Genomic DNA, 25848 nt, shown 5'->3' on the forward strand with positions numbered 1-25848 from the left:
GGGCCTCGATCTGGGCCAGGCGGCGGTAGGCCTGCTGCAAGCCCTCGAGATCCGGCGGCGCGGGGTCCTGCGCGTCGGCGTGCAGGCGCACACGGATCTCGCGCTCGCCCTCGCGCAGCGCCAGCAGACCCGAGGCGATGGCCAGGCCCAGCTCGGCATCGGCGCCGCTGTCGATATCGGCGGCCTGCGGCCGGGTCTGCACGCCCAGCATCGGCCAGCTGGCCGGGCCGTCCATCAGCACCGGCAGGCGCTGGGCCTTGCTGCGGCTGGCGTAGCCGAACTCGCGTTCCGGCGAGATCAGCGGGTCGTGCTCCAGGCGCAGGCTCAGCAGGGCCTCGACACGGGCATCGCCCAGCCAGAGCTCATGGCTGGACGCGAACTCGATCAGCTGGCCCTGGGCATTCTTGCCGGCGCCAAAGCGCGTGCCGGCCGGCAGGCGCAGCACACCGTGGCTCAGCGTGGTGTGGCCCGGCGCGCGCTCCAGCAGCAGATGGGCCCGTTCGGGCAAGGCCGGTCGCGTGCCCAGCCCCAGCAGCTCGCGATGGTAGAAATGCTTGAGGCGCTCGGGAAAGTCGTTGAGCGGCGCGCGGCTTTGCTGCAGCAGCTGCAGCAGCGTCAGCAGCAGGCCGACGGCCGGCTCATGGGTCTGGGTGCGCAGGCTGTCGGCCAGCTGCTCCTGGGCCAGCTTGCGCAGGCGTCGCAGCGCGCGGCACAGGCCCACCCAGAGCTGGCGCAGCAGCAGCGAGGTGTCGGGCTCCGGTTCGCCCTCGGACACGCCCGTCCAGGCCGGATGCAGGCGCGCCAGTGCCAGGCGCTGGACCTCGAAGCGCTGCAGGCCCTGGCGCAGCAGCGGGGCCAGCTCTTGCGCGATCAGGGTCTGCAGGCTGGCGGCCAGCGGGGCGCTGAACTGATGGGCGTCCAGCCCGTGGCACCAGTGGTCGAGCTGTCCGATCAGGGTCCAGCAGCGCTGCCAGCGCGCGTCCAGATCGAGCCAGGGCAGATGTTCCAGCGCACGGGCCTCATGGACCTCGGCCGGGTAGGCGGCGATATCGGCCAGCAGCAGGCTCAGATCCTGACCCAGCAGCTCGCCCCAGTCGCCGGCCGGCGAGCCGAAGGGCTCGACAAAGCGCAGCCCGCGTGCCTGGGCCAGCGACAGGCGCAGGCGCTGCGCCAGGCTCAGCTCGTCGGGCAGCAGATAGCCGGCGCGCAGGGCCGGCGCCTGGCGTTCGCCTTGTTGGGTGCCTGTCTGGGTGCCGGTCCGGGTCATGGCGTCAATCGGCCCGCATCGGGCTGGTGGCCTGCTGCAGATACAGCGGGTAGACGAGGTTGTGGCGCGTGTTGGTGCTGCGCACGCTGTAGTGCAGGCTCAGCTCCAGGCAGGCGGGTTCGACATCGCTGATGCGGGCATCGACGAACTCCAGCGTGATGCGCGGCTCGAAGAACAGGATGGCCTTGGCCAGCATGTCGCGCAGCTCGGTCAGGGTCTGCTCGTTGGCGGCTTCGAAGACCAGCTCGCGCAGCCGGCAGCCATAGGCCGGCTGCATCAATCGCTCGCCGACATGGGTGGACATCAGGATGCGCAGGCTCTCGGCGATATCGGCCTCGCCCTCGACCATCTCGACGCCCCGGCTGCGCGCCGAGAAGCGCGGTGGGAAGCTCCAGCCCCGGCCCAGAAAGCTCATCGTCAGCCCCCGATCAGCACGGTGGGCAGGCCCAGCACGATGCTGCCGCCATGGGCCGTGCTGTCGCCGATGCGGGCGGCGGGCTTGCCGCCGATCAGCACGGTGGCCGAGCCCTTGACGATCACATCGGGCGGGCCGACGCAGACCGCGTTGTCGCCGACCACGGCGGCCGGGATCTTGCCGATCAGCACGGTGGGCACGCCGGGGCCGACGATGGGACCGCCGACATGGGGGATGGGCGGCAGCCCCGGCGTGACCATCGGGCAGGCATGCATATCGGTGAGGCGGGCGGCGGGCGGCATGGCTGTCCTGGTCGGCTTCAGTTGATCATCACCATCGCGCCCTTGACCGTGGTCTGGCCCGAGGCCGAGAGCTCGGCGGTGGCCGCGCCCTTGGCCGTGATGCCGACCTGGGCCTCGCAGCTGATGTTCAGGCCGGCGGCCTTGATGTCGGCCTTGGACGTCAGCTCGATCGCGTTGACGGCGTCCAGCGTGATGCCGCCCTTGGCCGTCAGCTTGATGTCCTTGGGGCTGTCCAGCGCGATGCCGTCGCTGCTGAGCTTGATGCTGTTGCCGTTCTGGTCCTTGATCAGGATGCTCTTGTCCTTGTCATCCAGCACGATCTGGTTGTTGGCCGGGGTCGTCAGCGTGATGATCTTGTCCTTCTCGTCGAACACCAGCCGGTGCTTGCAGCGGGTCACCAGGGCCTTGGTGTCGTTCTCGGCGGCCAGTTCGTAGGGCGGGCTTCGGCTGCGGCTGTAGAGGCTGCCGAGCACGACCGGATGGCTGGGGTCGGCGCTCAGAAAACCGACGATGACCTCGTCGCCGACCTCGGGCAGGAAGAAGGCGCCGAAGCCGCTGGATGCATGCAGCTGCAGCAGCCGCGCCCAGATGCCTTCGGTGGCGGTCTGCAGCACCGGCAGCTTGACCTGGATGCGCTGCTCGCCGCCGGGGTCGGCGTCGAGCTTCATCACGACGCCGATCTGCAGGCCGTGGATGCCCGGCAGCAGGCCGCCGGCCGGCGCTGCCATCACATCGGGGCGCTGCATATGCCAGTCGGGGTCAAGGCCGAACTCGGCCTCGCTGAGCCACTCGCCGTCGTGGATCTCGTGCTGGACCGCGCTGACAAAGACCGGGCCGTTGACCCGCGCGCCGACGCCGGCCAGCGCGATCAGCGTGGCCGGCTTGGCCAACGCGCTGCCCTGGAAGCTCATGCGGCCGCGCACCCGCGCCAGCGCCGCCTTCAGCTGGGCGGCCTTGGCCCATTGCTCCAGCGCGGCCTGGGGCAGGGCGGCGCTGCTTTGCAGCCGGTAGCTGTCCGGGCTGACGACCTCGGCCAGCGTGGCGCCGCTCAGATTGCCCTGCGCGTTCAGCGCCAGCGGCGCGGCCGCGCTGCTCTCGACCACGGCCTGCTGGGCCGGATCCCAGGCATGGGCCTGGGCGGCCTTGAGCTGGCTGCGCGCATCGATATCGGCCTGCAGCGCGATCAGATCGACGCCCCAGGTGACGGACAGCGCCGGCTCGGCCGAGGCATCGGGCGGCTTGACCGTGATCTTGCCGTCCTCCACCGCGACCAGCAGGCCCATCGCGTCGGCCCGCGCCAGCATGAAGTCCCAGTCGCTGCAGTCGTACTGCAGCAGCTCGGCCTGCTGGACCTCGGTGCTCTGCACATCGGCCTGCAGGCCGGCGGCGGCGATCAGGCCGGAGATGATGTCGCTGTCGGTCTGGTCCTGGTACTTGGCGTTGACGCGGCCGATGGCCATCTTGCAGGCCTTGTCGCGGCATTCGACGATCAGGCGGCTGTGGTTGTCGCCGCTGATCTTCAGGCTGTGGCGCACGACGATGCCGCTGAAGATCTGCGCATCGCTGTCGCCATAGCCGGCGCGCAGCACGATGGCGCTGCCGGGCGTGAACAGCGCGCCGTCGCTGACCGGGTATTTGTTGCCGGGCATATCGCCGTCGTCGATCACCAGGCGGGCCCAGGGCAGGCTGTTGAGCGCGTGGCGCACCGTCAGCGAGAGGATGCGCAGCTGCTCCTGCACCTCGGTACCCTCGCTTTGCACGACCAGGCGGACCGGACCTTCGGCGCTGGCGCTGGGGGAGGCGGGCATGGCGATCGTTCCTCAGGCCAGCGGCGGAAAGTGCAGGCGCAGGCCCGGCCGCAGGCGGCGGAACTCGCGCAGGCCGTTGAAGCGCGCGACCTCCGGGTAGTAGCGGCTGTCGCCGTAGATGCGGTGGCACAGCAGCGGCAGGGTGTCGCCCTCGCGCACCTCGACCGAATGGCTCAGGTCGGGGCTGGAGCGGTTGGCGCGGCGCTCGGCCTCGGGCGCGCTGAGAAAGCCGACGAAGTCCATCTCGGCGCTGGCGCGCAGCGGCGCGCCGCTGGGCTTGAACAGCGTGTACTGCAGGCCGATGCTGCAGAGCCGGCCGTAGAACACCATGGTGCCCCAGAGGATCTGCACATGGTTGGGCTCATGGGCCTCGCCGCGGTAGGTGTAGATCACGCGGTTCAGCGCCTCGATCTGGTCGGCCACCTCGATGGGCTGGCCCGGGCCTATCGGCACGACGCCGGTGCCGTCGAAGGTGGCGGTGAAGCTGATGTCGTCCGGGTCTATGCCGGAGAAGCGCATCGGCGAGCCGATCTGGCCGACCACGCGCTTGGTGTTGTAGCGGATGGTGCGCTGGTGGCTGAACTCGGCGGGATTGATCTGCAAGGCGTAGTTGACGCCGCGATCCACCATGATGGAGCCCGACTGGCTGACGGTGCAGCGGGTCAGGGTCAGGGCTTGCCTTTGGCCGGAGGCGGGGATCATGGCTAGCGCTCGCGTTGCTGCTGCAGCTGCTCCTGCAGCCAGGCCCGGCACTCGTTGAGGATCTCCTGCTTCAGCTCCGCCAGGGTCTCGGGGTCAAGCGCGACCTGGTCTTGCGGGCGCGCCTCGTCCGGCCCGACGCTGGACTTGATCACCATCTGCCTGACCTCTATCGTCATCGCCGCGCTCCTTGGCTGCCTACTTCATGCGCACACAGGTTTGGTAGGCCAGCTCGATCTGCTCGATCGCGACCTCGTTCTTGTCGGCATTGAAAGCCTCGATATCCCAGCCGACCGGATAGCAGTTCTCGAAGGACCAGACGCACAGCGGCTGACCCAACTCGTCGAGCAGGCTGACCTGCACCGGCTTGAGTTCGATGCGCCGCCCCAGATCGCCTTCCAGCACCTGGCGGCACCAGGCGACCAGCTCGGTGTTCTTCATCGCCAGGCCGCGCTGCAGGCGCAGCGTGCCCTGCTTGATGCCCTTGGGCAGCTGATGGATGAAGCGGTTTTCGCCGCCTTCCACCAGCGGCTCGAGCTCCATCGCCAGGCTGATGCCCGAGACCTCCTGGAAGGAGCAGTCGCCGCTGCGGCCGTCGATCTGCACCGAGAAGTAGAAGGCCACCGGCGGGTAGCTGGCCTGGCTGGCCGGCGGGTCCCAGACCGTGGTGACCGCGGCCCTTGCGGTGCCGGCCGCGGAGATGCCCAGATCCAGCCGCGGCGGCAGCTGCAGCCGTGGCCGCTGCTGCGGCGGTGGCGGCAGCGGCGGCGGCTTGGGGATGACAGGATCGCTCACGGCGCGTCACGATGATCAGGCGTTGGCAATGGTCAGGCCTTCATGCGCGATCTCTATGGTCTCGACCGCGACCTCGTTGCCTTCGGCCTTCAGATCGGTGCCGGTGATCTTGGTGGGCCAGGCGTTCGACAGGGTCCAGACCATGGTCGGCTTGCCTTCCTCGTCGAGCAGGCTGATCGTGACGGGCACGCGCTTGATGGTGTTCATCTTGATCTGGTTGAACCAGTCCCAGAACTTGTTGTCCGCCTTGAACACGCCTTTCTTCATCGTGACATTGCCGTGCTTCTTCAGCCCGGGCATCTTCAGCGACGAGAACACCGGGCTGTCGCCGTGGCGGTACTCGATCGGTTGGGCCTCGATGTCCAGCCCCGAGACCTCCTCGAAGGACATCACGTTCGCGTCCCACTTCACCTGGAAGTAGAACTTGGGCAGGGGCCAGACATTGGTCGATTGTTTGGAGCCGTCATCAGCCATATTGATCTCCGCGATTTAGTGTGGGGCGCAGCTCAGGACTTCTGCATCTGCTGCTGGAAGGTGATCTCGATGAACTCGGCCGGCCGCACCATGGCCACCAGCACGGTCACGCGCAGAATGCCCTCCAGGATGTCGTCGGGCGTCATCGTCTCGCCCAGCCCCACATGGACGCTGAAGGCGTCCTCGGGTGAGGCGCCGGCCAGGCCGCCGCGCTTCCAGATGCTGGTCAGGAAGTTCTGGATCATCGATTTGATCGTGACCCAGGTATTGGCCACATTGGGCTCGAACACCAGGGCCTTGGCGGCCAGCCGGCAGCTCTCCTCCAGCATGATCATGGTGCGGCGCACGTTGATGTAGCGCCAGTCCAGGCTGTTGCCGTCCAGTGTGCGGGCACCCCAGACCAGCACGCCTTCGCCGATGAAGGCGCGGATCGCGTTGATGCTCTTGCCCTGGGTGGTGACATTGAGCTCCTCCTGGTCGACCGCCGAGACGCTGACGGTGGGCGAGATCACGCCGGCCAGGCTGACATTGGCGGGCGCCTTCCAGACACCGCGGGTGTTGTCCACCATGGTGTAGACGCCAGCCATCGCAGCGCTGGGCGGCAGCAGATTGAGCTTGCTGCGGGCCTCGGCGATGAGGGTGTTGAACAGCGCGCTGGTGGCCGCCAGGGTCTTGTTCAGCAGAGTCTTGTGGGTCAGGATCGCGTCCTCGCTGAGCTGGCGCGGGTCGGCCGCCCAGTCCTTGCTGATGTCGTCGACCGCCTGGGCATGCTCCTTGAGCTTGGCCGGCGCGTTGTCGGGCAGGGTGTCGGGCAGGGCCAGGTCTTGCCGCAGCAGGGTCTTCAGCACATCGATGCTGAGGATGTTCTCGTAGCTCAGATCCTTGTCGCCGACCACCGTGGTGTTGAGCCAGGGGTAGTAGGCGGCGGCAAAGTCCAGGAAGTTGATGCCCAGATCATTGCGAAAGCGCGCCACCGGATCGCCGCCGGGATCGCTGCGCGGCTTGTCGCCGCCCCAGATGTCGAGGATGGCGACCCGGTTGCGCATCTTGTCGCCGCAGTGCGCCAGCATGGCCTGCTGCAGGTCGATACAGGCCGATTCCTCCTTGAGACGCACCGCCTCGGGGATCACCAGCATGGTCGGCTCCTGCTCCTTGAGCAGCTCGTCGATGCCGGCTTTGAACTTGTCGAGGTCCAGGTCTTGCTCATAGGTGCCGACCGAGACGATGTAGCAGGGGCCGCCGCCGTTTTGGAAGAAGTGGCGCAGCGCGCTGTAGAGAAAGTAGCTGCCGCCGTCCTTGCCGGCCGGCTGCTGCAGCACATAGCCCTTGCCGCCGGCCTTGAAGTCATCCAGTGCCGAGGGGTCGGTGTTCTCGACGATATTGAAGCGTGGCACCGGCCCGAAGCCGTAGTACTGGTGGTACTCGGCCATCGAGCTGATGCGCCAGGGCTTCATCGCCAGCGGCTTGTTGCGGTTGTCGGCGATCTGCGTGTGGCCGATGAAGGCCGGCACGGCGGTGGCCACCTCGACCACGGAGTTCGGAAAGGCGTTTTTCTCGACGATGTAAACGCCCGGAGTTTTCATCACACCCATCTGGTTCTCCTGGTTGGGTCAGCGACTGACAAAAATTTCGGTGACGGCGGTGCTGCCGCCCTGGGGCCTGAGCTCGCGCTGCAGGCCGCGCGGGGCGGCCACCGGCAGGCGCGGCATCAGCAGCTTGGGCGGCTGGCTGGCCGCATCACGCAACTGAAATCGATAGGGCGAACGCTCGGCCAGCGCCAGCGCCGAGCGCGAGCGGATCACGATGGCCGCACGGCCATCGGGCAGGGCTTCGGCGCCGGGGGCCTCGAACTGCACCTCGGCGGCGGGATCGACCAGCTGCAGGCGGTGCTCCTGCCAATCGCCCAGCAGCAGATATTTCCAGACCGTGCGGCGGGCCTGCAGCTGCAGCTCGACCGCGCCGCCGAGTCCGGCGCGCCAGGTGGCTTCGTCGCGGGCCGCGTCGGTGAACAGCGGCAGCGCCAGCAGCGGCAGTGAGCCTGGCTCGGTATAGAGCTCAAAGCCGGGGTCCTCGCAGCTCAGCGTGAAGCACAGGGCCTGCGGGGCGCGCGCGGCCCACAGCAGCGCCAGCGCCGATTCGGGCGCATGCAGGGCCAGGGCGTGGCCGTTGCTGCGCAGCAGCAGCTGGTAGGCGCGCATCGCGGCCTGCGTGTCGGCATCGGGCGTGAAGCGCAGGCGCCGGGCCAGGCCGTCGGCGAAATAGCCATGCCGCACCCGGGCGCTGGCCAGCAGCGTATAGCGCAGCGAGCTCATGAGGGCAGCCCCCGCGCGTCCAGCTCGCGCACCAGCGGCTCGCGGGCGTCGATGTGCTGGCCGTCGACGCTGATCATGCGCACCCGGTACAGCACCGAGGGCAGGTAGCGGCCGCTGTGGATGCCCCAGAGGCTGTGCATCTCGGAGCTGCTGAGGTTCTCGATGTTCAGCACCAGTCGGTCCAGGCGCTTGTCCAGCCCCGGCGTGTTGTGCTGGTCCAGCACCGGCCGGGTCTGGAAGAAGCTGATCGCGCCGGACAGGAATGTGAGCGCTTCCGGATAGCTGGCGCCGCTGAAATTGGCCGCGCACATCACCAGCAGGTTCAGATAGACCGGTGCCGGCATCTGCAGCTGGCCCGGTGCCAGGCCCAGGTTCTGGCCATTGCCGCTGCGGTGGGCGACGCTGTCGCGCTCGATGCCGGCCAGGAACAGCACCAGCTTGTTGGCCACCAGGGGCACCAGCGCGCCGTTCTGCTCATGCAGATTCGACAGCACGGCCAGATCCTCGCTGACCTGGAAGCGCCGGCGCAGATGTTCGTTGAGTTGCCCGGCCAACTGGCCCAGGGCGGCGTCGATCATGGTGGCTGTGTCCTTGATGTCCCTGAGCCAGAAGGTAGGTCAAGACCCGGCACCGCACCATAGTCCGCCGGCTGAATCTGCATCAGCCTTGAGCTGATGGGGCAAACCATCAGGCCGGGGCTGCAGCCCGGGCAAGCCCATCAGGGCTGCGGGTTTGCCGCTAGGAAAAATGCTGAGGTCGGCGGCGCTGGATGGGCGTCATCAGCCGCGCGGCGGCTGGGCATCCAGCGAGCTCAGGCCCTCACGCAGCGCGAAGCGGGTCAGCTCGGCAATGCCCTGGATCTGCAGCTTGGCGAACACATGCTCGCGGTGCGTGGCCACGGTCTTGGCGCTCAGATGCAGCTGCTGGGCGATCTGCTGGGCCGTGTAACCCTCAGAGAGCAGTTGCACCATCTCGCGTTCGCGCGGCGTCAGCCGGGCCAGGTCGCCGGCTTTTGCGCCGGCCTGCGCCGGCCGACGACTGCCCTGCAGCACCAGGCCGACCAGCTCGCCGCTCAGATAGATCTGGTCGGCCATCACCCGGCGCACGCCGCGCGCCAGCTCGTCAAAGGAGTTCTCCTTCAGCACATAGCCGGAGGCGCCGGCCTCCAGCGCCGCCAGCACCTGTTGTGGCTGCTCATGCACCGACAGGCACAGCAGCTTGCAGCGCAGCGGCTCGGCGCGGATGCGGCGTATCGCCTCGACCCCGTTCATGCGCGGCATCGACAGATCGACCAGCACCACATCGGGCTGCAGCTCGCGGGCCTGGCGCACCAGCTCCATGCCGTCGCGCGCCTCGGCGATCACCTCGATATCGTCCTCGCGCTGCAGCAGGGCCACCAGGCCCTCGCGCACGATGCGGTGGTCGTCGGCGACGATGACGCGGATAGTCATGACTCGTCCTCTTCGGGTTGGCGCGGCCAGGAGACCTGGGCATGCACTCCCTGGCCCGGCGCGGTACGCAGGCTCAGCCCCATGCCGAGCAGCCGCAGACGGGCATGCAGGCGGGGCAGGCCATAGCCGTGGCCGGCAGCGATCGCGGCGGCCTGAGCCAGCTGCGGATCGAAGCCCAGGCCCTGGTCGCGCACGATCAGGGTCACGCCCTTGCCCTGACCCTGAGGGGCCAGCGCGATATGGATGGCAACCCCGCCGGCATGCTTGCAGGCATTGGCCAGCAACTCGCGCCCCGCCGCCAGCAGGCCGGCGTTGACCGGCTCGGGCAGCCGGGGCAGGGACAGCGCACAGCTGAACTGGATGCTCAGACCGGTGCGCTCGCCCAGCTGCTGCACCAGGGTCCGCAGCGCGGCCGGCAAATCATCGACCGGCTCGGGCTGCAGCAGGGTTACCGCATCCCGGGTGGCTTGCAGCGCCTGCTTGACCAGCTCGTAGGCACGCTGCTGGGCCTGCAGCGCGCGCGGCAGGTCGGGCTCGCGCGCCGCATCGAGCTGCATCAGCGCCAGGCTCAGCAGCTGGGCCAGCTCGTCGTGCAGGGCCTGCGCCAGCTGCCGCGCCTGCCAGCGCGCATCGACCATGCCGTCCGCCACCTCGGCAGGTGGCGTCGGCACGGCTTCGAGCAAGGGGACCAGCGCGCTGGGCATGAGCAGGACTCCTCTCACATGCCGGATCTGACCTCGGGTGCCGGCCAAGACCGACCGCACCCAGACCCGGCATCCTAGGAGTCGCCGCTCGGCGGCGTCAATCTGTAAAAACTGTCAGCGCGCCGATGGCGTTTGCCGGCCCGAAAAAACGTTCCAGTGCTTGATGGACCGATGTCAGGCCGCCAGCAGCTGGCGCAGCACAAAGGGCAGGATGCCGCCATGGCGGTAGTAGTCGACCTCGATCGGCGTGTCGATGCGCAAGGTCAGCAGCACTTCCTGCCGGCTGCCGTCGGCGCGGGTGATCACCAGCGTCGCGTCGCGCTGGGGCGCCAGTTCGCCGGGGATCTGGATGTCGATCAGCTCGTCGCCCTTCAGGCCCAGGCTCTCCCAGCTGACGCCCGGCTTGAACTGCAGCGGCAGCACGCCCATGCCGACCAGATTGGAGCGATGGATGCGCTCGAAGCTGCGTGCGATCACGGCCTTGATGCCCAGCAGCTGGGTGCCCTTGGCGGCCCAGTCGCGGCTGGAGCCGGTGCCGTACTCCTCGCCGCCGAAGATCACGGTGGGTGTGCCGGCGGCCATGTACTGCATCGCCGCGTCATAGATATAGGCCTGCTCGCCCGAGGGTTGCAGCAGGGTCAGGCCGCCCTCGACCCGGCTGCCGTCTTCCTTGGCCGGGATCATCAGGTTCTTGATGCGCACGTTCGCGAAGGTGCCGCGCATCATCACCTCATGGTTGCCGCGACGCGAGCCATAGCTGTTGAAGTCGGCCTTGCCCACGCCCAGGCCCTGCAGATACTGGCCGGCCGGTGAGCTGTCCTTGATCGCGCCGGCCGGGGAGATGTGGTCGGTCGTGATCGAGTCACCGAACAAGGCCATGATGCGGGCGCCCGAAACACCGGCCGCAGTGAAGACCGGCGTCTGGGTGAAACCCTCGAAGAAAGGCGGCTGGGCGATATAGCCGCTCTTGGGCCAGGTATAGACCTGACCCGCAACCCCATCGATCTGCTGCCACAGCTTGCCGGGCTTCTTGTCCACCTGCTCGTAGTTCTCGCGGAAGGCCTTGGGGTTCATCGCGTACTTCATCAGCGCGTAGATCTCGTCGCTGCTCGGCCAGATGTCGCCGAGGAAGATGTCGCGGCCCTTCTTGCCCTTGCCCAGCGGCTGGGTCATCAGGTCCACCGTCACATTGCCGGCAATCGCGTAGGCGACCACCAGCGGCGGCGAGGCCAGGAAGTTGGCCTTCAGGTTCGGATGGATGCGGGCCTCGAAATTGCGGTTGCCCGAGAGCACGGCGGCGCAGATCAGGTCGTTGCTGGTGATGGCCTCATTCAGCTCGGGGGTCAGGTCACCGGCATTGCCGATGCAGGTGGTGCAGCCATAGGCGGCCAGATTGAAGCCCAGCTTCTCCAGATAGGGCAGGAGACCGGCCTTCTCCAGGTACTCGGTGACGATGCGCGAACCCGGGGCCAGCGAGGTCTTGATATGCGGCTGCACCTTCAGCCCGGCCTCGACCGCCTTCTTGGCCAGGAGGCCGGCGGCCAGCAGCACGCTGGGGTTGGAGGTGTTGGTGCAGGAGGTGATCGCGGCGATCAGCACATCGCCGTTCCTCACATCGAGGCCGCCGGTGGTCTTGAAGACCTGGCCCAGCTTCTCGGCCGGCTGGTTGAAGCCATTGGCGGCCGTGGGCTGGCTGTAAAGCTCGGTGAACTTGTCTGCCAGATCGGTGATCTCGATGCGGTCCTGCGGGCGCTTGGGGCCGGCCAGCGAGGGCACGACGGCGCCCAGGTCCAATTTGACGACCTGGGAGTAGTCGATGTCGCCGGCGCGGGCCACACCGAACATGTCCTGCGCCTTGAAATAGGCCTCGAAGGCCTCGATCTCGGCCTTGCTGCGGCCGGTGCCGCGGAAATAGTCCAGGGTCTTGTCGTCGACCGGGAAGAAGCCCATCGTCGCGCCGTACTCGGGCGCCATATTGGCAATCGTCGCCCGGTCCGGCACGGCCAGGCTCTCGGTGCCCTCGCCGAAGAACTCGACGAACTTGCCGACCACTTTCTCCTTGCGCAGGATCTCGGTGACGGTCAGCACCAGATCGGTCGCGGTGACGCCTTCGCGCAGCCGGCCCGTCAGCTCGAAGCCGACCACGTCCGGGGTCAGGAAGTAGACCGGCTGGCCCAGCATCCCGGCCTCGGCCTCGATGCCGCCGACGCCCCAGCCGACCACGCCGATGCCGTTGATCATCGTCGTGTGGCTGTCTGTGCCGACCAGGCTGTCGGGATAGTAGATCTTCTCGCCCTTGTTGCCCGTCTTGTGCACGCCGCGCGCCAGATACTCCAGATTGACCTGGTGCACGATGCCGAAGCCCGGTGGCACGACGCCAAAGGTGTCGAAGGCCTGCATGCCCCATTTCATGAATTCGTAGCGCTCGCGGTTGCGCTCGAATTCCAGCTTCATATTCAGGTCCAGGGCGCGCTTGTTGCCGTAATGGTCGATCATCACCGAGTGGTCGACCACCAGGTCCACCGGCACCAGCGGCTCGATGCGCTTGGGGTCCAGGCCGGCAGCGGCGGCGACATTGCGCATCGCGGCCAGGTCGGCCAGCAGCGGCACGCCGGTGAAGTCCTGCAGCACGACGCGGGCGACGACAAAGGGAATCTCGTCGCTGCGCTCGGCCACCGGCTGCCAGTTGGCCAGCTGTTCCACATGCTCAGGCGCGACCTTCTTGCCGTCACAATTGCGCAGCACCGACTCCAGCACGATACGCAGCGAGATCGGCAGGCGCTTGATATTGGGGAACTTCTTGGCCAGCTTGGGCAGGGAGTAGTAGCGGCCGTTGCGCCCCGAGGGCGTGGTGAACTCGCTCAGCGTGTGGGCAAAGGCGTGTGGGGTGCTGGCGACGGGGGCTTTGGGCATGAACACTCTCCTGGCGGTTGTGGCGTGGATTCTTGGCTAAGCTGCATTGTGGCGGCAAGTGCGGCCTTAGGCACGGCCCGAGCCTCGTCCATAAGGCAGAGGTCCGGGCTTTGTCAGCGATGTTTCCGAAGGTTTCTGCTGTCATCCGCCCAGCGCCCCGGGCGTTGAGCAGTCACGCATATCTACAACAAGGAGTCCCGCGATGAAACATCTGATCCTCGCCGCCGGTCTGGCGTTTGCCACCATTGGCAGCGCCCAGGCCACCGATGTCGGCGTCTCCATCAGCCTGGGACAACCCGGCTTCTATGGCCAGATCGACATCGGCAACTATCCCCGGCCACGCGTCATCTATGCCGAGCCGGTCGTGATACACCGGGCACCCCGGATGGCTTATGAGCCGGTCTATCTGCGTGTGCCGCCCGGCCATCAGAAGAACTGGCGCAAACACTGCGGCCGCTACGACGCCTGCGGCCGGCCGGTCTATTTCGTTCGTGACGATTGGTATCGCAACGAATACGCGCCGCGCTACCGCCGCGATCACGACCACCGCGACCGCGACCATGGTCGCGGCGACGGTCGCCGAGATGACCGCCATGACCGCCATGACGGTCGCCGCGACGACCACCCGGGCCGTGGCCACGGCAAGGGCGGCGGGCGCGACTGAGTCGGGCTGGAGCTGGCTTCAGGGCGCCAGGGCCCGCTCCAGCATCGCATGCAGCAACACATTGCAGCCGGCGGTGATGTGCTCGGGCTTGGCGTCCTCGATCTCGTTGTGGCTGATACCGTCCTTGCAGGGGATGAAGATCATCCCGGCCGGCGCCAGCCGCGCCATATAGACGGCGTCATGGCCGGCGCCCGAGACGGTTGGCATGTTCGAGTAGCCCAGCGCCTCGGCCGCCTTGGCCACGGCAGCCACGCAATCGGCGTGGAAGGGCGCTGCCGGGTAGTGCGAGACGAGCTCGATCTGGATTGCTAAGCCGGTCTTCGCACTCAGCTCGGCCGCGGCTTTGCGGATATCGGCGTCCATCGCATCAACCAGCGCATCGGTGCTGTTGCGCATGTCCATGCTGAACTTGACCCGGCCCGGAATCACATTGCGGCTGTTCGGGTGCACCTGCACCATGCCTACCGTGCCTCGCCCATGCGGTCCGTAGCGCAGCGCGGTGGCCACCACCTCCTGCATCAGCACCGTCGCCACCTGCAGCGCATCCTTGCGCAGCGCCATCGGTGTCGGTCCTGCATGGGCCTCCATGCCGGTGACGGTGCAGTCATACCATTTGATGCCCAGCACGCCGGTGACCACGCCTATGGTCTTGTCGTGGTCCTCCAGCACCGGACCCTGCTCGATATGGGTCTCGAAATAGCTGCCGATCGCGTGGTCGCCCGGTTCCTCGGGGCCGATATAGCCGATGCGTTCCAGCTCGTCCTTGACGCTCTTGCCCTCGGTGTCGGTGGCGGCGTAGGCATGCTCCAGCGTGAAGGCCTTGGCGAACACGCCCGAGCCCATCATCACCGGCACGAAGCGCGAGCCTTCCTCATTGGTCCAGAAGGCTACCTCGATCGGCGCCTCGGTTTCGATGCCGTGGTCGTTGAGCGTGCGCACCACCTCGATGCCCGCCAGCACGCCGTAGTTGCCATCGAACTTGCCGCCGGTAGGTTGGGTGTCGATATGGCTGCCGGTCATCACCGGGGGCAGGGCGTTGTTGCGCCCCGGCCGGCGCATGAAGGCATTGCCGATCTTGTCGACCGTCACCGTCATGCCGGCTTCTTTGGCCCAGCCTATCACCAGGTCGCGGCCCTGCTTATCGAGTTCGGTCAGCGCCAGGCGGCAGACGCCGCCTTTCTCGGTGGCGCCGATCCGGGCCAGCTCCATCAGCGAGGCCCACAGGCGCTCGCCATTGACGCGCAGATCAGCCAATTTTCCGGTGTCGGCGGGTTTGGTCTTCATGTCCATATCGGTACTGCTCCTAGACTAACGGGCGACGGCGCTTGGGGCCAGGTCTTGCGCCCGAGCCTTGACCGCCTGGAAATTCGGGCCGAAGGCGGGGCGCTTCAGATAGCGGCCCGCACCCTGGACCGCGCGCAACTCGCCTCGGGCATAAACCAGCTTGCCCTGGCTGATCGTGTGGCTCGGTATGCCGCGCACTGTGCGGCCCTCGAAGATGTTGAAGTCGCCCTTGCTCAGCTGGGTCTTCGCCGAAATGGTCTTGGTGCCCTGCGGGTCCCACAGCACCAGGTCAGCATCGGCGCCTTCGCTGACCGAGCCCTTTTGCGGATAGAGGTTGAAGAGCTTGGCGGTGTTGGCCGAGGTGATCGCGACAAACTCGCTGGGCGTCAGCCGGCCGGTGTTGACGCCGGCATCCCAGATCACCGCCATGCGCTCTTCGATGCCACCGCAGCCGTTCGGGATCTTCGCGAAGTTCTCCAGGCCGGCGGCCTTCTGTTCGGCGCAGAAGGTGCAATGGTCGGTGGCCGTGGTGTGCAGCTGGCCGCTTTGCAGGCCGCGCCACAGAAAGTCCTGGTGGATCTTGGGGCGGAAGGGCGGGCTCATCACATGGGCCGCCGCGGTAGCGAAATCGGGGTGGCGGTAGACGCTGTCGTCGATCAGCAGATGGCCGGCCAGCACCTCGCCATAGACCCGCTGGCCGCGCGCGCGGGCGCGGGCGATGGCCTCGGCCGACTCGATGCAGGAGACATGCACGATGTAGATGGGAACGCCCAGCACATCGGCAATCGCGATCGCGCGGTTCGCCGCCTCGCCCTCGACCATGGGCGGGCGCGACAGCGGGTGGCCCTCGGGGCCGGTGATACCCATCTTGGCGACCTCCTGCTGCAGCAGGAATACCAGCTCGCCGTTCTCCGCATGGACCGTAGGCATCGCGCCCAGCTCCAGCGAGCGCTTGAAGCTGTTCACCAGCGTCTCGTCGTCGCACATGATGGCGTTCTTGTAGGCCATGAAGTGCTTGAAGCTGTTGATGCCTTCTTCCTTGACGAGCCGACCCATCTCGGCATGGACCGATTCGCTCCACCAGGTGATGGCCACATGGAAGCTGTAGTCGGCCGCCGATTTCTCGGCCCAGCCGCGCCACTGCTGGTAGGCCTCCATCAGCGGCTGCTGCGGATTGGGGATCACGAAGTCGATGATGGACGTCGTGCCGCCGGCCAGGCCTGCGGCCGTGCCGGTGAAGAAGTCATCCATCGTCACCGTGCCCATGAAGGGCAGCTGCATATGGGTGTGCGGGTCGATGCCGCCGGGCAGGATGTACTGGCCTGTGGCATCCAGGCGTTCGCAGCCCATCGGTGCTTGGGCCTGCGCGCGCGGGCCGACGGCGGCGATCTGGCCGTCAATGCAGAGCACATCGGCGGCGAACTCGCGGTCGGCGTTGACCACCGTGCCGCCCCGTATCAACAGGCTGCTGCTCATGTCTTGTCTCCTAGCGCTGCTTGGGCGCCGTCAGATAGTAGTAGGCACCGGCCACGGCCAGGCTGAAGAACCAGCCGAAGTCGAACAGGCTCAGCAGCAGGGGCGGCAGGCTGTCTTTCGCAATCACGCCCGACACGGCCAGATAGCCCGGCAGGCAGGGCAGCACGCCCAGCGCGAAGGCGATCAAGGCCTGAATATTCCAGCCGCCGCTGTACTCGTAGGCACCACCGCGGGCGTAGAGGTCGCCGATCTTCAGCTCGGTCTTGCGGATCAGGTAGTAGTCCACCAGCAGGATGCCGGCGATCGCGCCCAGCAAGGTGCCGTAGCCGCCCAGCCAGGTGAAGAGATAGCCGCCCGAGGTGGCCAGCAGCTTCCAGGGCATGAAGAGCAGGCCCAGCAGCGCGGCGATGATGCCGCCCATGCGGAAGCTGATCTTGCTCGGCGCGACCTGGCTGAAGTCATAGGACGGCGAGACCAGATTGGCCGCCACATTGGTGGTCAGATTGGCCAGCAGTATCACCAACAGGCCGACGCCGGCGGCCACCGGGCCCATCTGCGTCAGCAGGCCGTCGGGGAACAACTGGGCCTTGCCATAGAGAATTGCCGAGGCCGAGAAGCCGATCACGCCGACCATCGAAAACAGCGCCATCGGGATCGGCAGGCCGATGGCCTGGCCCAGCACCTGGTCCTTCTGGCTCTTCGCGAAGCGGGTGAAGTCGGGGATGTTCAGCGCCAGCGTGGCCCAGAAACCGACCAGGCCGGTCAGCGCGGCCCAGGTCTTGGGCCCGCCCTCGACCACCTTGGCCGGCAGCGCGAAGAGCTGGCCGGCCGGCACCTTCATCAGGAGCACGACGACCAGCAGCAGCGAGGCCGCGATCATCAGCGGCGCGGCGATCACCTCCAGCTTGCGGATCGACTCCGGGCCCTTCCAGATGAACCAGATGTGCAGGGCCCAGAAGGCCAGGAAGCAGGCGAACTGCGAGCTGCTGATGGTCTCGCCGGCGGCCGGGCCGGCCCGAGTCATGCCCCGCACATTCAGAAAGCCATGCAGGGCCAGCGCGCCGAAATAGCAGTTGATCGAGAACCAGCCGCAGGCCACCAGGCCGCGCAGCACGGCCGGCAGGTTCGCGCCCTTGACGCCGAAGGAGGCGCGGGCCAGCACAGGGAAGGGAATGCCGTGCTTGGGGCCGACCCGGCCGATCAGCACCATCGGGATCAGCACGATCAGATTGGCGACAAAGACCAGCCAGACCGCCATCTGCCAGGAGAAGCCCTGGTCCAGCATCGAGCTGGCCATCGTGTAGGTCGGCACGCAGACCACCATGCCCACCCACAGCGCCGCATAGTCCTTCCAGGCCCAGGTACGGTGGGCGGCCGGGGTCGGCAGCAGATCGTCATTGGCCAGCGGATTGCCGGCCGAGGTGGGCGCGCCCTTGATGGCGCTGGTGCTGGTGCTCATGCGTTTCTCTCCTCTAGGATTCGGTCTTGTGAAGGGAGCAATCTTTGTGCCTATGTTTGTGCCAATAGGTGGCCCACGCCATGCGGAAAACCCGCTGGGCTCAGCCCCTATCAGCCGTTGACACGCATCGGATTGTTCGCATGGGTGGTCCAGTTCGCATACTCGCCGCTGACCGGCTGTCCGGTGCGCAGATCGATCTCGCCGGGCATCACGCGGCGCATCGTGATCGTGTCCGGCACCGGGCAGATCGACACGCAGAGATTGCAGCCCACGCACTCGGCCTCGTTGATCTCGAAATGGCGCTTGCCGTCCTTGCTGGCGAAGATGGCCTGGTGCGAGGTGTCCTCGCAGACCACATGACAGCGGCCGCACTGGATGCAGCTGTCCTGATGGATGACCGCCTTCTCCACGTAGTTGAGGTTCAGCTGGTTCCAGTTCTTCACCGTCGGCACGGCCAGGCCCATCATCGCGTCGAGATTGGCGTAGCCCTTCTCATCCATATAGTTCGAGAGGCCCGAGCACATTTCCTGCACGATCTTGAAGCCGTAGACCATGGCGGCGGTGCAGACCTGCACGGTGCCGCAGCCCAACGCGATGTACTCGGCCGCATCGCGCCAGGTGGTGATGCCGCCAATGCCCGAGATCGGCAACCCGGCGGTCAGCGGATCACGGGCGATCTCGGCCACCATATTCTGCGCAATCGGCTTGACCGCAGGCCCGCAGTAGCCGCCGTGCGAGCCCCAGCCGTCGGTGCTGGGGTGCATCACCATGCGGTCCAGGTCCACGCCCATCACCGAGTTGATGGTGTTGATCAGGCTCACCGCATCGGCACCGCCGGCCTTGGCCGCGCGGGCCGGCTGGCGAACATCGGTGATGTTCGGCGTCAGTTTGACGATCACCGGCAGCTTGGAATACTGCTTGCACCAGGCCGTCACCATCTGGATGTACTCGGGCACCTGGCCCACGGCCGAGCCCATGCCGCGCTCGCTCATGCCATGCGGGCAACCGAAGTTCAGCTCGATGCCGTCGGCCCCCGTATCCTCGACCATGGGCAGGATGGCCTTCCAGCTCTCCTCGGTGCAGGGCACCATCAGCGAGACGATCATGGCCCGGTCCGGCCAGGCGCGCTTGACGCGGCGGATCTCTTCCAGATTCGTGCGCAGCGGCCGGTCGGTGATCAGCTCGATATTGTTCAGACCGATCACGCGGCGGTCCTGGCTCATCAGCGTCGAGTAGCGCGGGCCGGACACATTGACCACCGGCGGGTCCTCGCCCAGGGTCTTCCAGACCACACCGCCCCAGCCGGCCTCGAAGGCGCGGGTGACGTTGATTTCCTTGTCGGTCGGCGGGGCCGAGGCGAGCCAGAAGGGGTTCGGGCTCTTGATACCCAGGAAGTTGCTGCTGATGTCGGCCATGGTCTGCTCCTCAGGCGCTCAGGAATTGGTCGATGGAGATCGCGGCTTGCTTGCCGTGCTCGACGGCCTCGACCGTCAGGTCGCGCCCGCCAAAGCGGCAGTCGCCGCCGGCCCAGACCTTGGCGTGGCTGGTCTTGCCGTTGGCGTCGGTGGCAATGCGTCCACTCTTGAGTTGCAGCTCCACACCGGCCGGCACAAAGCTCTGGCCGATGGCCTTCAGCACCATGTCGGCGGCGATCGTGAACATCTCGCCGGTCTCGACCAGCTGCCCGTCCCGCAGCGCCGTCACCGCAAACTGCACGCCCGTCACCCGGCCGTTCTCGGCCAGGATCTGCTTGGGCGCGGCCCAGGTGCGCAGCAGCACGCCGTTCTTCTGTGCCCACTCTTGCTCGTAACCCGAGGCGCTCAGGCCTTCGACACCGCGGCGATAGACCATGGTCACCTCGCGCGCCCCGAGCTTCTTGCTCTGCACCGAGGCATCCACCGCCGTCATGCCGCCGCCGATCACAAGCACCTTCTGGCCGACCCTGACCTCGGCCGGGCTGGACTGGCGCAACTCGGCGATGAAGTCCACCGCGGGACGCACTCCCTCGCATTGCGGCTCCGTGATGCCCAGCGCATTGACGCCGGCCAGGCCCAGGCCCAGGAAGACCGCATCAAACTCGGCCGCCAGCTGGTTCAGTGTGATGTCATGGCCCAGATGCGATCCGGTCTTGACCGTGATGCCGCCAATGGACAGCAGCCAGTCCACTTCCTGCTGCGCGAAGCCCTCGGTGGTCTTGTAGGTGGCGAGGCCGTATTCATTCAGGCCGCCCAGCTTGGGGCGGGATTCGAACAGCAGCACCTCATGCCCGCGTCGCGCAAGGCCATGGGCCGCCGCCAACCCGGCCGGGCCGGCACCGACCACCGCGACCTTCTTGCCGGTGGCCGCCGCCCGCGTGAACAGCGGCTTCGCATCGGGCTTGGCGGAGAAGAAGGCGTCGGTGGCGAAGCGTTGCAGCAGGCCGATCTCGACCGGCTTGCTCTCGTTGGTGTTGCGCACGCAAGCCTGCTCGCACAGCATCTCGGTGGGGCAGACCCGGGCGCACATGCCGCCCAGCGGGTTGGCCTCCAGGATGGCCTGGGCCGCGCCGCGGTTGTTCTCCTGCGCGATGCGCTGGATGAAGCTGGGGATGTCGATGCCGGTGGGGCAGGCGGTGATGCAGGGCGCGTCGTAGCAGTAGTAGCAGCGCTCGGCCTCGATCAGCGCTTGCGTACGGTTCAGCGGCGGATGAGCGTCGCTGAAGTTGCGTGCGTAGTCGGCCTCGCTGAGTCGGCCGGCGGCAATGCCTGGCGTGTTGGTGTCCATCTCGGGCTCCGGGTGCTGGGTGTGTGAATAATTTACTAACCTGTAAAAAATCACCAGTCGGTAAATTCCCTCGGGTCACCGCCGCCGTCCTGTGTTGAGATAGTCGCGTCGACAATCCCGTCCTGCCAGCAATGACCGAATCCAAGGCGCGGCGCACCAGCACGGCGCGCAAAGCAAGTGCCAAATCCACGCATGCACCAAGCCCGGCAGCGAGCGAGGAGCTCGCGCCCCAGCCGCGTGCGGCGCGGCTGCGCAAGGAGGCGGCCATCTGTGCCGAAGCGGAACGCCAGTTCGCGCAATATGGTTTCGAGGGGGCGTCGCTGGAAAACATCGCCGCCGCCGTCGGCATCAGCCGCCACAGCCTGCTTTACTACTACCCGAGCAAGGAGCAGCTCTACCGCAAGGTGCTCGACGAGGTGCTGTCCGAGTGGCTGGCGCGCATGGCCGGCATCGTCTCGGGCACCGACCCGGAAGCCGCGATGCGCGAGTACATCGCCGCCAAGCTGCGCTACTCGCGCGAGCGCCCGGCCGGTTCCCAGGTCTTCGCCCGCGAGGTGATGGCCGGCGCACCGCGCTTTCGCGACGCGATCGAGGCCCAGGTGCTGCCGGCGCTGAACGCCGACGTCAAGACCTTCGAGCGCTGGGCCCGCCAGGGCCTGGTCGCCAAGCTGGATTTCCGTCATCTGATGTTCACGATCTGGGCCAGCACCCAGGCCTACGCCGACCTCGGCCCCCAGTTCGCGATCCTCTTGGGCAAGCCGGTGCTGGAGGAGGAGGACTATCTCGCTGCCGAGCGGCTGATTCTGCAATTGGTGCTGGGCGGGCTGATGGTCAAGCCCTGAGACGGCGGGCGATGTCCTCCGAAGCGGTGACGCGTGATGCGAAATCCGGCCGCTGTCTATGCTTCAATCCGGGCGACACAGGGCCGGCGCGAGGCCGGTCCAGATGCTCGACGACGAAAGGGGAGGCATGCCCGATTCCGCAACCCAGACCCGGGCGCCGGGGCTGAGCCCACCGGCCCTGAGCATCGTCTCGACGATGTACCGCTCAAGGCCCTTTCTGGAGACCTTTCTGGCGGAATGCGGCGCGGCACTGGCGCAGCTGGGGCTGAGTGACTACGAGATCGTGCTGGTCAACGACGGGTCGCCCGATGACTCCCGCGAGTATGTGCGCGGGCGTATCGGCGAACTGCCCGGCCTGGTGCTGGTGGACCTGTCGCGCAATTTTGGCCACCACCCCGCCATCATGGCCGGCCTGCAGGCCGCGCGTGGTGAGCGCATCTTTCTGATCGACTGCGATCTGGAGGTGCGTCCGGACTTTTTGCTGCCGCTGTGGCGCAAGCTCGAGGAATGCGGCGCCGATGTCGCCTACGGCTATCAGGAGCAGCGCAAGGGCAGCTGGTTCGAGCAGTTCAGCGGCGGCCTGTTCTGGCGCGGTTTCAATCGGCTCAGCGAAACCCGCGTGCCGGAGAATCTGGTGACCGAGCGACTGATGACGCGGCGCTATGTGCAGGCTTTGCTGAGCCTGGGCGATGCCAATGTGTTTCTGGCCGGCATGATGAGCTGGGCCGGCTTCGATCAGGTCGGCGTGCCGGTGCGCAAGACGCAGCGCAGCGGCGAAAGCACCTACACCGTGCTCAAACGGGTGCAACTGATGGTCAATGCGGTCAGCTCCTTCTCCTCAAAACCGCTGATCTGGCTGTTCGACGTCGGTGTACTGATCACCGCCGGCAGCTTCGCCTATGCCTTCTATCTGGTGGCGCGCAAGCTGATGTTCGGCGACGCCTTGCTTGGCTTCACCTCGGTGATGGCCTTGCTGGCGCTGAGCCTGGGCATCTCGACAATGGCCCTGGGCCTGGTGGGGGTCTATCTGGGCAAGGTCTTCAACCAGGTGCAGAACCGGCCACGCTTCATCGTCCGAGACATCGTGCGCAGCCGAGCTGCGGCACCGGCGGACGACGTCGCCCCCCAACTGCAGACCCAGGGGCGAGGCCATGACTGAGGCGGCCGTGCTGCTGCTCGGTGCCGGGCGCGGCCAGCTGGCGGCTTACGCGGCGGCCCGGCGCCTGGGCCTGGTGATCGTCGGCATCGACCCCGACCCGCGGGCGCCCGGCCTGGCACTGGCCCGGCAGGCCTATAGCTTTGATCTGGCGGACGCGAATGCGGTGATTGCGGTGGCGCGGCGTCACCAGGCGGCCGGCATCTTCACGATGGCGGCGGACTATCCGATGCCGGCCTTGGCCGCGAGCTGTGCCGAGATGTCGCTGCCCGGCCCCAGCCCCGAGGCCACCCGGGTCGCCACCCACAAGCGCTGGATGCGCGAGGCCTTTGCCCGGCACGGCGTGCCCTGTCCGGTGTTCGGTCACGCCGACAGCCTGGCGCAGGCCATCCGCCTGGCGCGAGCGCTGCCCGGTGATGCGATCTTCAAGCCGGCGCTGAGCCATGGCGGGCGCGGCGTCAGCCGGGTCGCGCAGGGGGCCGACGAGGCCACGCTGAACACCGCCTTCGAGCACGCGCTGCGCCACACGCGGGCCGATGGCGTGATGGTCGAGGCCTTTGTCGACGGCCCCGAGTTCTCGGTCGAGACGCTCAGCTGGCGCGGCCAGACCCGGGTCATCGCGATCACAGAGAAGCTGACCAGCGGGGCCCCTCACTATGTCGAGATCGGTCATCGCCAGCCTTCGGTCCGCAGTGCGGCCGATCAGGCCAGGCTCGCTGAGACCGCCGTGGCTGCTGTGCAGGCCCTGGGCATAACCAACGCCGCCGGGCACAGTGAAATGCGCCTAGGCCCCGACGGACCGGTGATGATGGAGACCGGCGCGAGGCTGGGCGGTGGCTTCATCACCAGCGATCTGGTGCCGCTGTCCACCGGCATCGATCTGGTCGAGGCCGCGCTGGCCGTGGCACTCGGCCGCGAGCCCGATCTGCGGCCGCAGCGGCCGCCGGGCGCTGCGGCGATCCGCTTTGTCACCGCCGCACCGGGCATCGTCGAGGCCATCAGCGGGCTGGCCGAGTTGCAGGCGCGGCCCGGTGTCGAGCGGGCCGAGCTGTACTGCCAGGTCGGCGACCTCGTGCCGCCGCTGACCGACGCCTCCGCGCGCTGCGGCCACATCATCTGCAGCGCCGCGAGCGCCGAACTGGCGGCCTCCGCCGCGAGCGAGGCCCTCGTCGGCCTGCGGCTGCAAACCGGAGCGCCGCATGGATGATGACGCGCTGCTGGACTCGCTGGCCCACCCGACCCTGAGCGGGCGCTGGCTGAGCTCGGGCCGGTCGGCCGGCTTTGCCCTGCTGGCCGATGAGCTGAAGGCCCAATCCTATCTGGGCGCCTGCGCGATCGGCCTGGCCGGCATCGAGGACTACAGCCATCAAGACTTCATTGCTGCCTGCCGCGCCCATCCAGGCCTGATCCCGATTGCCGGCTTCGACCCGGCCCGCGATGCCTCGCCCGAGGCCCTGCGCGCACTGCGGGCGATGGGCTACCTCGGCATCAAGATCCACCCGCGCTTCTCCGGCCTGACCCGGCGTCTGGCGACGCTGGGCCCGGCGCTGCGTGCGGCCGGCGAGGCCGGCCTGGTGGTGTTCTTCTGCACCTACCAGCACTGCGGCATCGAGCACTATCCCGATGCCGATCCGCTGGCCTCGTTGGTGGCCGTGCTGCGCGAGGCACCCGCGACCCGGGTGGTGCTGGTGCATGGCGGCGATGTGGACGTGCTGCGCTATGCCCAGCTGGTGCGGCACAACCCGCAGCTGCTGCTCGATCTGTCGCTGACCCTGATGAAATTCCCCGGCAGCTCGGTCGACGCTGATCTGGCCTTTCTCTTCAATCATTTTGATCGCCGCATCTGCATCGGCAGCGACTGGCCCGAGTACGGCCTGGCCGAGGTGAGGGCGCGTTTCGATCATTTCGCCGCCGGCCTGGCGCCGGACAAGCGCCGCAATATTGCACAGTCCAATCTGCTGGGTTTTCTGGGCCTGCGCCGCGAGGATCTGAGCCGCTGAGGCCGGCTGTACCGCTCGCGCCAGCGGTACAGCATCCGGCGGGAGCCGGCCCACTGTATCTGGGCCTGCTTGTCCCGCATCCCTAAGCTCGGGCTTCCCTTTCTGGAGCCCCGCCCGATGCTCAGCGATCTGCTGCCCCTGATGACTTACTGCCTGGTGATGTCCAGCACACCCGGCCCGAACAATGTGATGCTGACCGCGCTGGGCGCGAACTTCGGCTATCGCCGCAGCCTGGCGCCCATCCTGGGCATCAATGTCGGCGTGTTTGCCCAGACCTTGCTGTGCTGTCTGGGGCTGGGCAGCCTGTTCCTGGCCTATCCGCAGGCCCACGCCGTGCTGCGCGTCACCGGCGTGCTCTACCTGGTCTATCTGGCCGGCAGCTCAGCGGCGTCTCGGCGGCCCAGGGCCGGCCAGCCGAGCCCCTGAGCTTTGCGCAGGCGGTGCTGTTCCAGGCGCTGAATCCGAAGAGCTGGATCAAGGCCATCACGCTGGCCTCGGTCTTCATGCCGACCGGCCTGGGGGCGGTGCAGGGTGCGCTGCTGGTGGGGCTGATCGGCTGGGCCATCGGCTTTCCCTGCAACTCGATGTGGGCGCTGTTCGGCGTCGCGATCCGGGGCTTTCTGGCCGAGCCGCGCCGGCGCCGCGCCTTCAATCTGCTGATGGCCGCGACACTCTTGGTGTTAGCGCTGTCGCTGCTGCGCAGCCCCTAAACTGGCCTGCATGTTTTCGATCGACCGCAACTCCACGATGGCTCTGGCCGACCAGATCGAGACGCGGCTGCGCGCACTGATCGCGGCCGGCCAGCTGCCTTCCGGGGCACGGCTGCCGTCGATACGACAGCTGGCCCAGCAGCTGGCCGTCAGCCCGCAGACCGTGATCAGCGCCTATGACCGGCTGGTGGCCTCGGCCAGCATCGATTCGCGCGGCACGGCCGGCTTCTTCGTCTGCGAGCCGCGCGTGCAGCTGCCCGACCCGGCGGCGCTGGAGGCCGGCGAGGAGCAGGAGCCGGTCTGGCTGGCCCAGCAGGCCAGCGACCAGCGTGCCGGCGTGCTGCTGGCCAGCAG

The 25848-nt window shown here is 67.4% G+C and carries 27 protein-coding genes; 8 read left to right on the forward strand and 19 right to left on the reverse strand.

Features of this window, described 5'->3' with window-relative positions:
• From PO768_RS17100 to acnA, 14 genes are all read right to left on the reverse strand, one after another.
• Window positions 1-1267, reverse strand: a 1267-nt coding sequence (locus PO768_RS17100; RefSeq protein ID WP_272647011.1) for a hypothetical protein, incomplete at its 3' end; no start/stop codon positions are given.
• A 4-nt stretch (window positions 1268-1271) separates the two neighbouring features.
• Window positions 1272-1682, reverse strand: a complete 411-nt coding sequence (locus tag PO768_RS17105) for a GPW/gp25 family protein (protein WP_137942033.1) — start codon at window positions 1680-1682, stop codon at window positions 1272-1274.
• 2 nt (window positions 1683-1684) lie between these two features.
• The gene (locus PO768_RS17110; RefSeq protein WP_137942034.1) at window positions 1685-1984 is read right to left on the reverse strand and encodes a PAAR domain-containing protein; all 300 of its coding nucleotides are present in this window, start codon (window positions 1982-1984) and stop codon (window positions 1685-1687) included.
• Between the two features lie 17 nt (window positions 1985-2001).
• Entirely contained in the window at window positions 2002-3792 is a 1791-nt protein-coding gene (gene vgrG, locus PO768_RS17115; protein ID WP_272647012.1) for a type VI secretion system tip protein VgrG, read from the reverse strand.
• Window positions 3793-3804: 12 nt separating this feature from the next.
• The gene (locus PO768_RS17120) at window positions 3805-4494 is read right to left on the reverse strand and encodes a CIS tube protein (RefSeq protein ID WP_137942036.1); all 690 of its coding nucleotides are present in this window, start codon (window positions 4492-4494) and stop codon (window positions 3805-3807) included.
• A gap of 2 nt (window positions 4495-4496) precedes the next feature.
• Window positions 4497-4670: a DUF5908 family protein gene (locus PO768_RS17125; RefSeq protein WP_171018176.1), complete on the reverse strand. Its 174-nt coding sequence runs from the start codon at window positions 4668-4670 to the stop codon at window positions 4497-4499.
• 19 nt (window positions 4671-4689) lie between these two features.
• Entirely contained in the window at window positions 4690-5286 is a 597-nt protein-coding gene (locus PO768_RS17130) for a phage tail protein (protein WP_272647013.1), read from the reverse strand.
• A gap of 15 nt (window positions 5287-5301) precedes the next feature.
• Window positions 5302-5760: a phage tail protein gene (locus tag PO768_RS17135; RefSeq protein WP_137942037.1), complete on the reverse strand. Its 459-nt coding sequence runs from the start codon at window positions 5758-5760 to the stop codon at window positions 5302-5304.
• Between the two features lie 32 nt (window positions 5761-5792).
• Entirely contained in the window at window positions 5793-7352 is a 1560-nt protein-coding gene (locus PO768_RS17140; RefSeq protein WP_272647014.1) for a phage tail sheath family protein, read from the reverse strand.
• Between the two features lie 18 nt (window positions 7353-7370).
• Entirely contained in the window at window positions 7371-8072 is a 702-nt protein-coding gene (locus PO768_RS17145; protein WP_272647015.1) for a hypothetical protein, read from the reverse strand.
• Window positions 8069-8650, reverse strand: a complete 582-nt coding sequence (locus PO768_RS17150) for a DUF4255 domain-containing protein (protein WP_272647016.1) — start codon at window positions 8648-8650, stop codon at window positions 8069-8071. The genes PO768_RS17145 and PO768_RS17150 overlap by 4 nt, the downstream gene beginning before the upstream one ends.
• A 201-nt stretch (window positions 8651-8851) precedes the next feature.
• Window positions 8852-9523 (reverse strand): response regulator transcription factor, encoded by a 672-nt coding sequence (locus PO768_RS17155; RefSeq protein WP_272647017.1) that lies wholly within the window; start codon window positions 9521-9523, stop codon window positions 8852-8854.
• The gene (locus tag PO768_RS17160; RefSeq protein ID WP_272647018.1) at window positions 9520-10227 is read right to left on the reverse strand and encodes a sensor histidine kinase; all 708 of its coding nucleotides are present in this window, start codon (window positions 10225-10227) and stop codon (window positions 9520-9522) included. Before PO768_RS17160 ends, PO768_RS17155 begins: the two co-directional genes overlap by 4 nt.
• Before the next feature lie 174 nt (window positions 10228-10401).
• Complete coding sequence (gene acnA / locus PO768_RS17165) at window positions 10402-13140, reverse strand: aconitate hydratase AcnA (RefSeq protein ID WP_272647019.1); 2739 nt, start codon at window positions 13138-13140, stop codon at window positions 10402-10404.
• 202 nt (window positions 13141-13342) lie between these two features.
• On the opposite strand from acnA, the gene PO768_RS17170 reads away from it, so the two are divergent.
• Entirely contained in the window at window positions 13343-13804 is a 462-nt protein-coding gene (locus PO768_RS17170; RefSeq protein WP_272647020.1) for a hypothetical protein, read from the forward strand.
• Between the two features lie 18 nt (window positions 13805-13822).
• On the opposite strand, the gene PO768_RS17175 is transcribed toward PO768_RS17170, so the two are convergent.
• The 5 genes from PO768_RS17175 to PO768_RS17195 form a co-directional block, all read right to left on the reverse strand.
• Window positions 13823-15094, reverse strand: a complete 1272-nt coding sequence (locus tag PO768_RS17175) for a Zn-dependent hydrolase (RefSeq protein ID WP_272647021.1) — start codon at window positions 15092-15094, stop codon at window positions 13823-13825.
• Between the two features lie 18 nt (window positions 15095-15112).
• Complete coding sequence (gene hydA / locus PO768_RS17180) at window positions 15113-16564, reverse strand: dihydropyrimidinase (protein WP_272647022.1); 1452 nt, start codon at window positions 16562-16564, stop codon at window positions 15113-15115.
• A 10-nt stretch (window positions 16565-16574) separates the two neighbouring features.
• Window positions 16575-18023 (reverse strand): NCS1 family nucleobase:cation symporter-1, encoded by a 1449-nt coding sequence (locus tag PO768_RS17185; RefSeq protein ID WP_272647023.1) that lies wholly within the window; start codon window positions 18021-18023, stop codon window positions 16575-16577.
• A 110-nt stretch (window positions 18024-18133) separates the two neighbouring features.
• On the reverse strand, window positions 18134-19438 hold the full coding sequence (preA, locus tag PO768_RS17190; RefSeq protein WP_272647024.1) for an NAD-dependent dihydropyrimidine dehydrogenase subunit PreA: 1305 nt from the start codon (window positions 19436-19438) through the stop codon (window positions 18134-18136).
• A gap of 10 nt (window positions 19439-19448) precedes the next feature.
• Entirely contained in the window at window positions 19449-20786 is a 1338-nt protein-coding gene (locus PO768_RS17195) for an NAD(P)-dependent oxidoreductase (RefSeq protein WP_272647025.1), read from the reverse strand.
• 131 nt (window positions 20787-20917) lie between these two features.
• Between PO768_RS17195 and PO768_RS17200 the strand changes: the two genes are divergently transcribed.
• The 7 genes from PO768_RS17200 to PO768_RS17230 form a co-directional block, all read left to right on the forward strand.
• Window positions 20918-21628, forward strand: coding sequence for a TetR/AcrR family transcriptional regulator (locus PO768_RS17200; protein WP_272647026.1), 711 nt, complete (start codon window positions 20918-20920; stop codon window positions 21626-21628).
• Window positions 21629-21755: 127 nt separating this feature from the next.
• Window positions 21756-22787 carry a glycosyltransferase family 2 protein gene (locus PO768_RS17205; RefSeq protein ID WP_272647027.1) on the forward strand — a complete coding sequence of 344 codons (1032 nt, stop codon included), beginning with the start codon at window positions 21756-21758 and terminating at the stop codon, window positions 22785-22787.
• Window positions 22780-23991 (forward strand): ATP-grasp domain-containing protein, encoded by a 1212-nt coding sequence (locus tag PO768_RS17210; protein ID WP_272647028.1) that lies wholly within the window; start codon window positions 22780-22782, stop codon window positions 23989-23991. The genes PO768_RS17205 and PO768_RS17210 overlap by 8 nt, the downstream gene beginning before the upstream one ends.
• Window positions 23984-24784 (forward strand): amidohydrolase family protein, encoded by an 801-nt coding sequence (locus PO768_RS17215; RefSeq protein ID WP_272647029.1) that lies wholly within the window; start codon window positions 23984-23986, stop codon window positions 24782-24784. The genes PO768_RS17210 and PO768_RS17215 overlap by 8 nt, the downstream gene beginning before the upstream one ends.
• Before the next feature lie 117 nt (window positions 24785-24901).
• A complete protein-coding gene (locus PO768_RS17220; protein WP_272647030.1) occupies window positions 24902-25210 on the forward strand; it encodes a LysE family translocator in 309 nt (102 codons plus the stop codon).
• Between the two features lie 14 nt (window positions 25211-25224).
• Complete coding sequence (locus tag PO768_RS17225; RefSeq protein WP_272647031.1) at window positions 25225-25494, forward strand: hypothetical protein; 270 nt, start codon at window positions 25225-25227, stop codon at window positions 25492-25494.
• Window positions 25495-25504: 10 nt separating this feature from the next.
• Window positions 25505-25848 (forward strand): GntR family transcriptional regulator (locus tag PO768_RS17230; protein ID WP_272647032.1); only part of this gene is annotated, 344 nt, incomplete at its 3' end.

Origin of the sequence: Paucibacter sp. XJ19-41, from assembly GCF_028462495.1 — a bacterium.
Taxonomy (GTDB): domain Bacteria; phylum Pseudomonadota; class Gammaproteobacteria; order Burkholderiales; family Burkholderiaceae_C; genus Roseateles_E.

What these genes read in the sequence shown, in the direction of transcription:
- PO768_RS17125 (WP_171018176.1), bottom strand. Translation starts at nt 4,670, where the DNA reads ATGACGATAGAGGTCAGGCAGATGGTGATCAAGTCCAGCGTCGGGCCG.
- PO768_RS17105 (WP_137942033.1), bottom strand. Translation starts at nt 1,682, where the DNA reads ATGAGCTTTCTGGGCCGGGGCTGGAGCTTCCCACCGCGCTTCTCGGCG.
- acnA (WP_272647019.1), bottom strand. Translation starts at nt 13,140, where the DNA reads ATGCCCAAAGCCCCCGTCGCCAGCACCCCACACGCCTTTGCCCACACG.
- PO768_RS17215 (WP_272647029.1), top strand. Translation starts at nt 23,984, where the DNA reads ATGGATGATGACGCGCTGCTGGACTCGCTGGCCCACCCGACCCTGAGC.
- PO768_RS17140 (WP_272647014.1), bottom strand. Translation starts at nt 7,352, where the DNA reads ATGGGTGTGATGAAAACTCCGGGCGTTTACATCGTCGAGAAAAACGCC.
- preA (WP_272647024.1), bottom strand. Translation starts at nt 19,438, where the DNA reads ATGGCCGACATCAGCAGCAACTTCCTGGGTATCAAGAGCCCGAACCCC.
- hydA (WP_272647022.1), bottom strand. Translation starts at nt 16,564, where the DNA reads ATGAGCAGCAGCCTGTTGATACGGGGCGGCACGGTGGTCAACGCCGAC.
- PO768_RS17150 (WP_272647016.1), bottom strand. Translation starts at nt 8,650, where the DNA reads ATGATCGACGCCGCCCTGGGCCAGTTGGCCGGGCAACTCAACGAACAT.
- PO768_RS17210 (WP_272647028.1), top strand. Translation starts at nt 22,780, where the DNA reads ATGACTGAGGCGGCCGTGCTGCTGCTCGGTGCCGGGCGCGGCCAGCTG.
- PO768_RS17135 (WP_137942037.1), bottom strand. Translation starts at nt 5,760, where the DNA reads ATGGCTGATGACGGCTCCAAACAATCGACCAATGTCTGGCCCCTGCCC.
- PO768_RS17155 (WP_272647017.1), bottom strand. Translation starts at nt 9,523, where the DNA reads ATGACTATCCGCGTCATCGTCGCCGACGACCACCGCATCGTGCGCGAG.
- PO768_RS17120 (WP_137942036.1), bottom strand. Translation starts at nt 4,494, where the DNA reads ATGATCCCCGCCTCCGGCCAAAGGCAAGCCCTGACCCTGACCCGCTGC.
- PO768_RS17220 (WP_272647030.1), top strand. Translation starts at nt 24,902, where the DNA reads ATGCTCAGCGATCTGCTGCCCCTGATGACTTACTGCCTGGTGATGTCC.
- PO768_RS17205 (WP_272647027.1), top strand. Translation starts at nt 21,756, where the DNA reads ATGCCCGATTCCGCAACCCAGACCCGGGCGCCGGGGCTGAGCCCACCG.
- vgrG (WP_272647012.1), bottom strand. Translation starts at nt 3,792, where the DNA reads ATGCCCGCCTCCCCCAGCGCCAGCGCCGAAGGTCCGGTCCGCCTGGTC.
- PO768_RS17185 (WP_272647023.1), bottom strand. Translation starts at nt 18,023, where the DNA reads ATGAGCACCAGCACCAGCGCCATCAAGGGCGCGCCCACCTCGGCCGGC.
- PO768_RS17170 (WP_272647020.1), top strand. Translation starts at nt 13,343, where the DNA reads ATGAAACATCTGATCCTCGCCGCCGGTCTGGCGTTTGCCACCATTGGC.
- PO768_RS17195 (WP_272647025.1), bottom strand. Translation starts at nt 20,786, where the DNA reads ATGGACACCAACACGCCAGGCATTGCCGCCGGCCGACTCAGCGAGGCC.
- PO768_RS17110 (WP_137942034.1), bottom strand. Translation starts at nt 1,984, where the DNA reads ATGCCGCCCGCCGCCCGCCTCACCGATATGCATGCCTGCCCGATGGTC.
- PO768_RS17175 (WP_272647021.1), bottom strand. Translation starts at nt 15,094, where the DNA reads ATGGACATGAAGACCAAACCCGCCGACACCGGAAAATTGGCTGATCTG.
- PO768_RS17145 (WP_272647015.1), bottom strand. Translation starts at nt 8,072, where the DNA reads ATGAGCTCGCTGCGCTATACGCTGCTGGCCAGCGCCCGGGTGCGGCAT.
- PO768_RS17200 (WP_272647026.1), top strand. Translation starts at nt 20,918, where the DNA reads ATGACCGAATCCAAGGCGCGGCGCACCAGCACGGCGCGCAAAGCAAGT.
- PO768_RS17160 (WP_272647018.1), bottom strand. Translation starts at nt 10,227, where the DNA reads ATGCCCAGCGCGCTGGTCCCCTTGCTCGAAGCCGTGCCGACGCCACCT.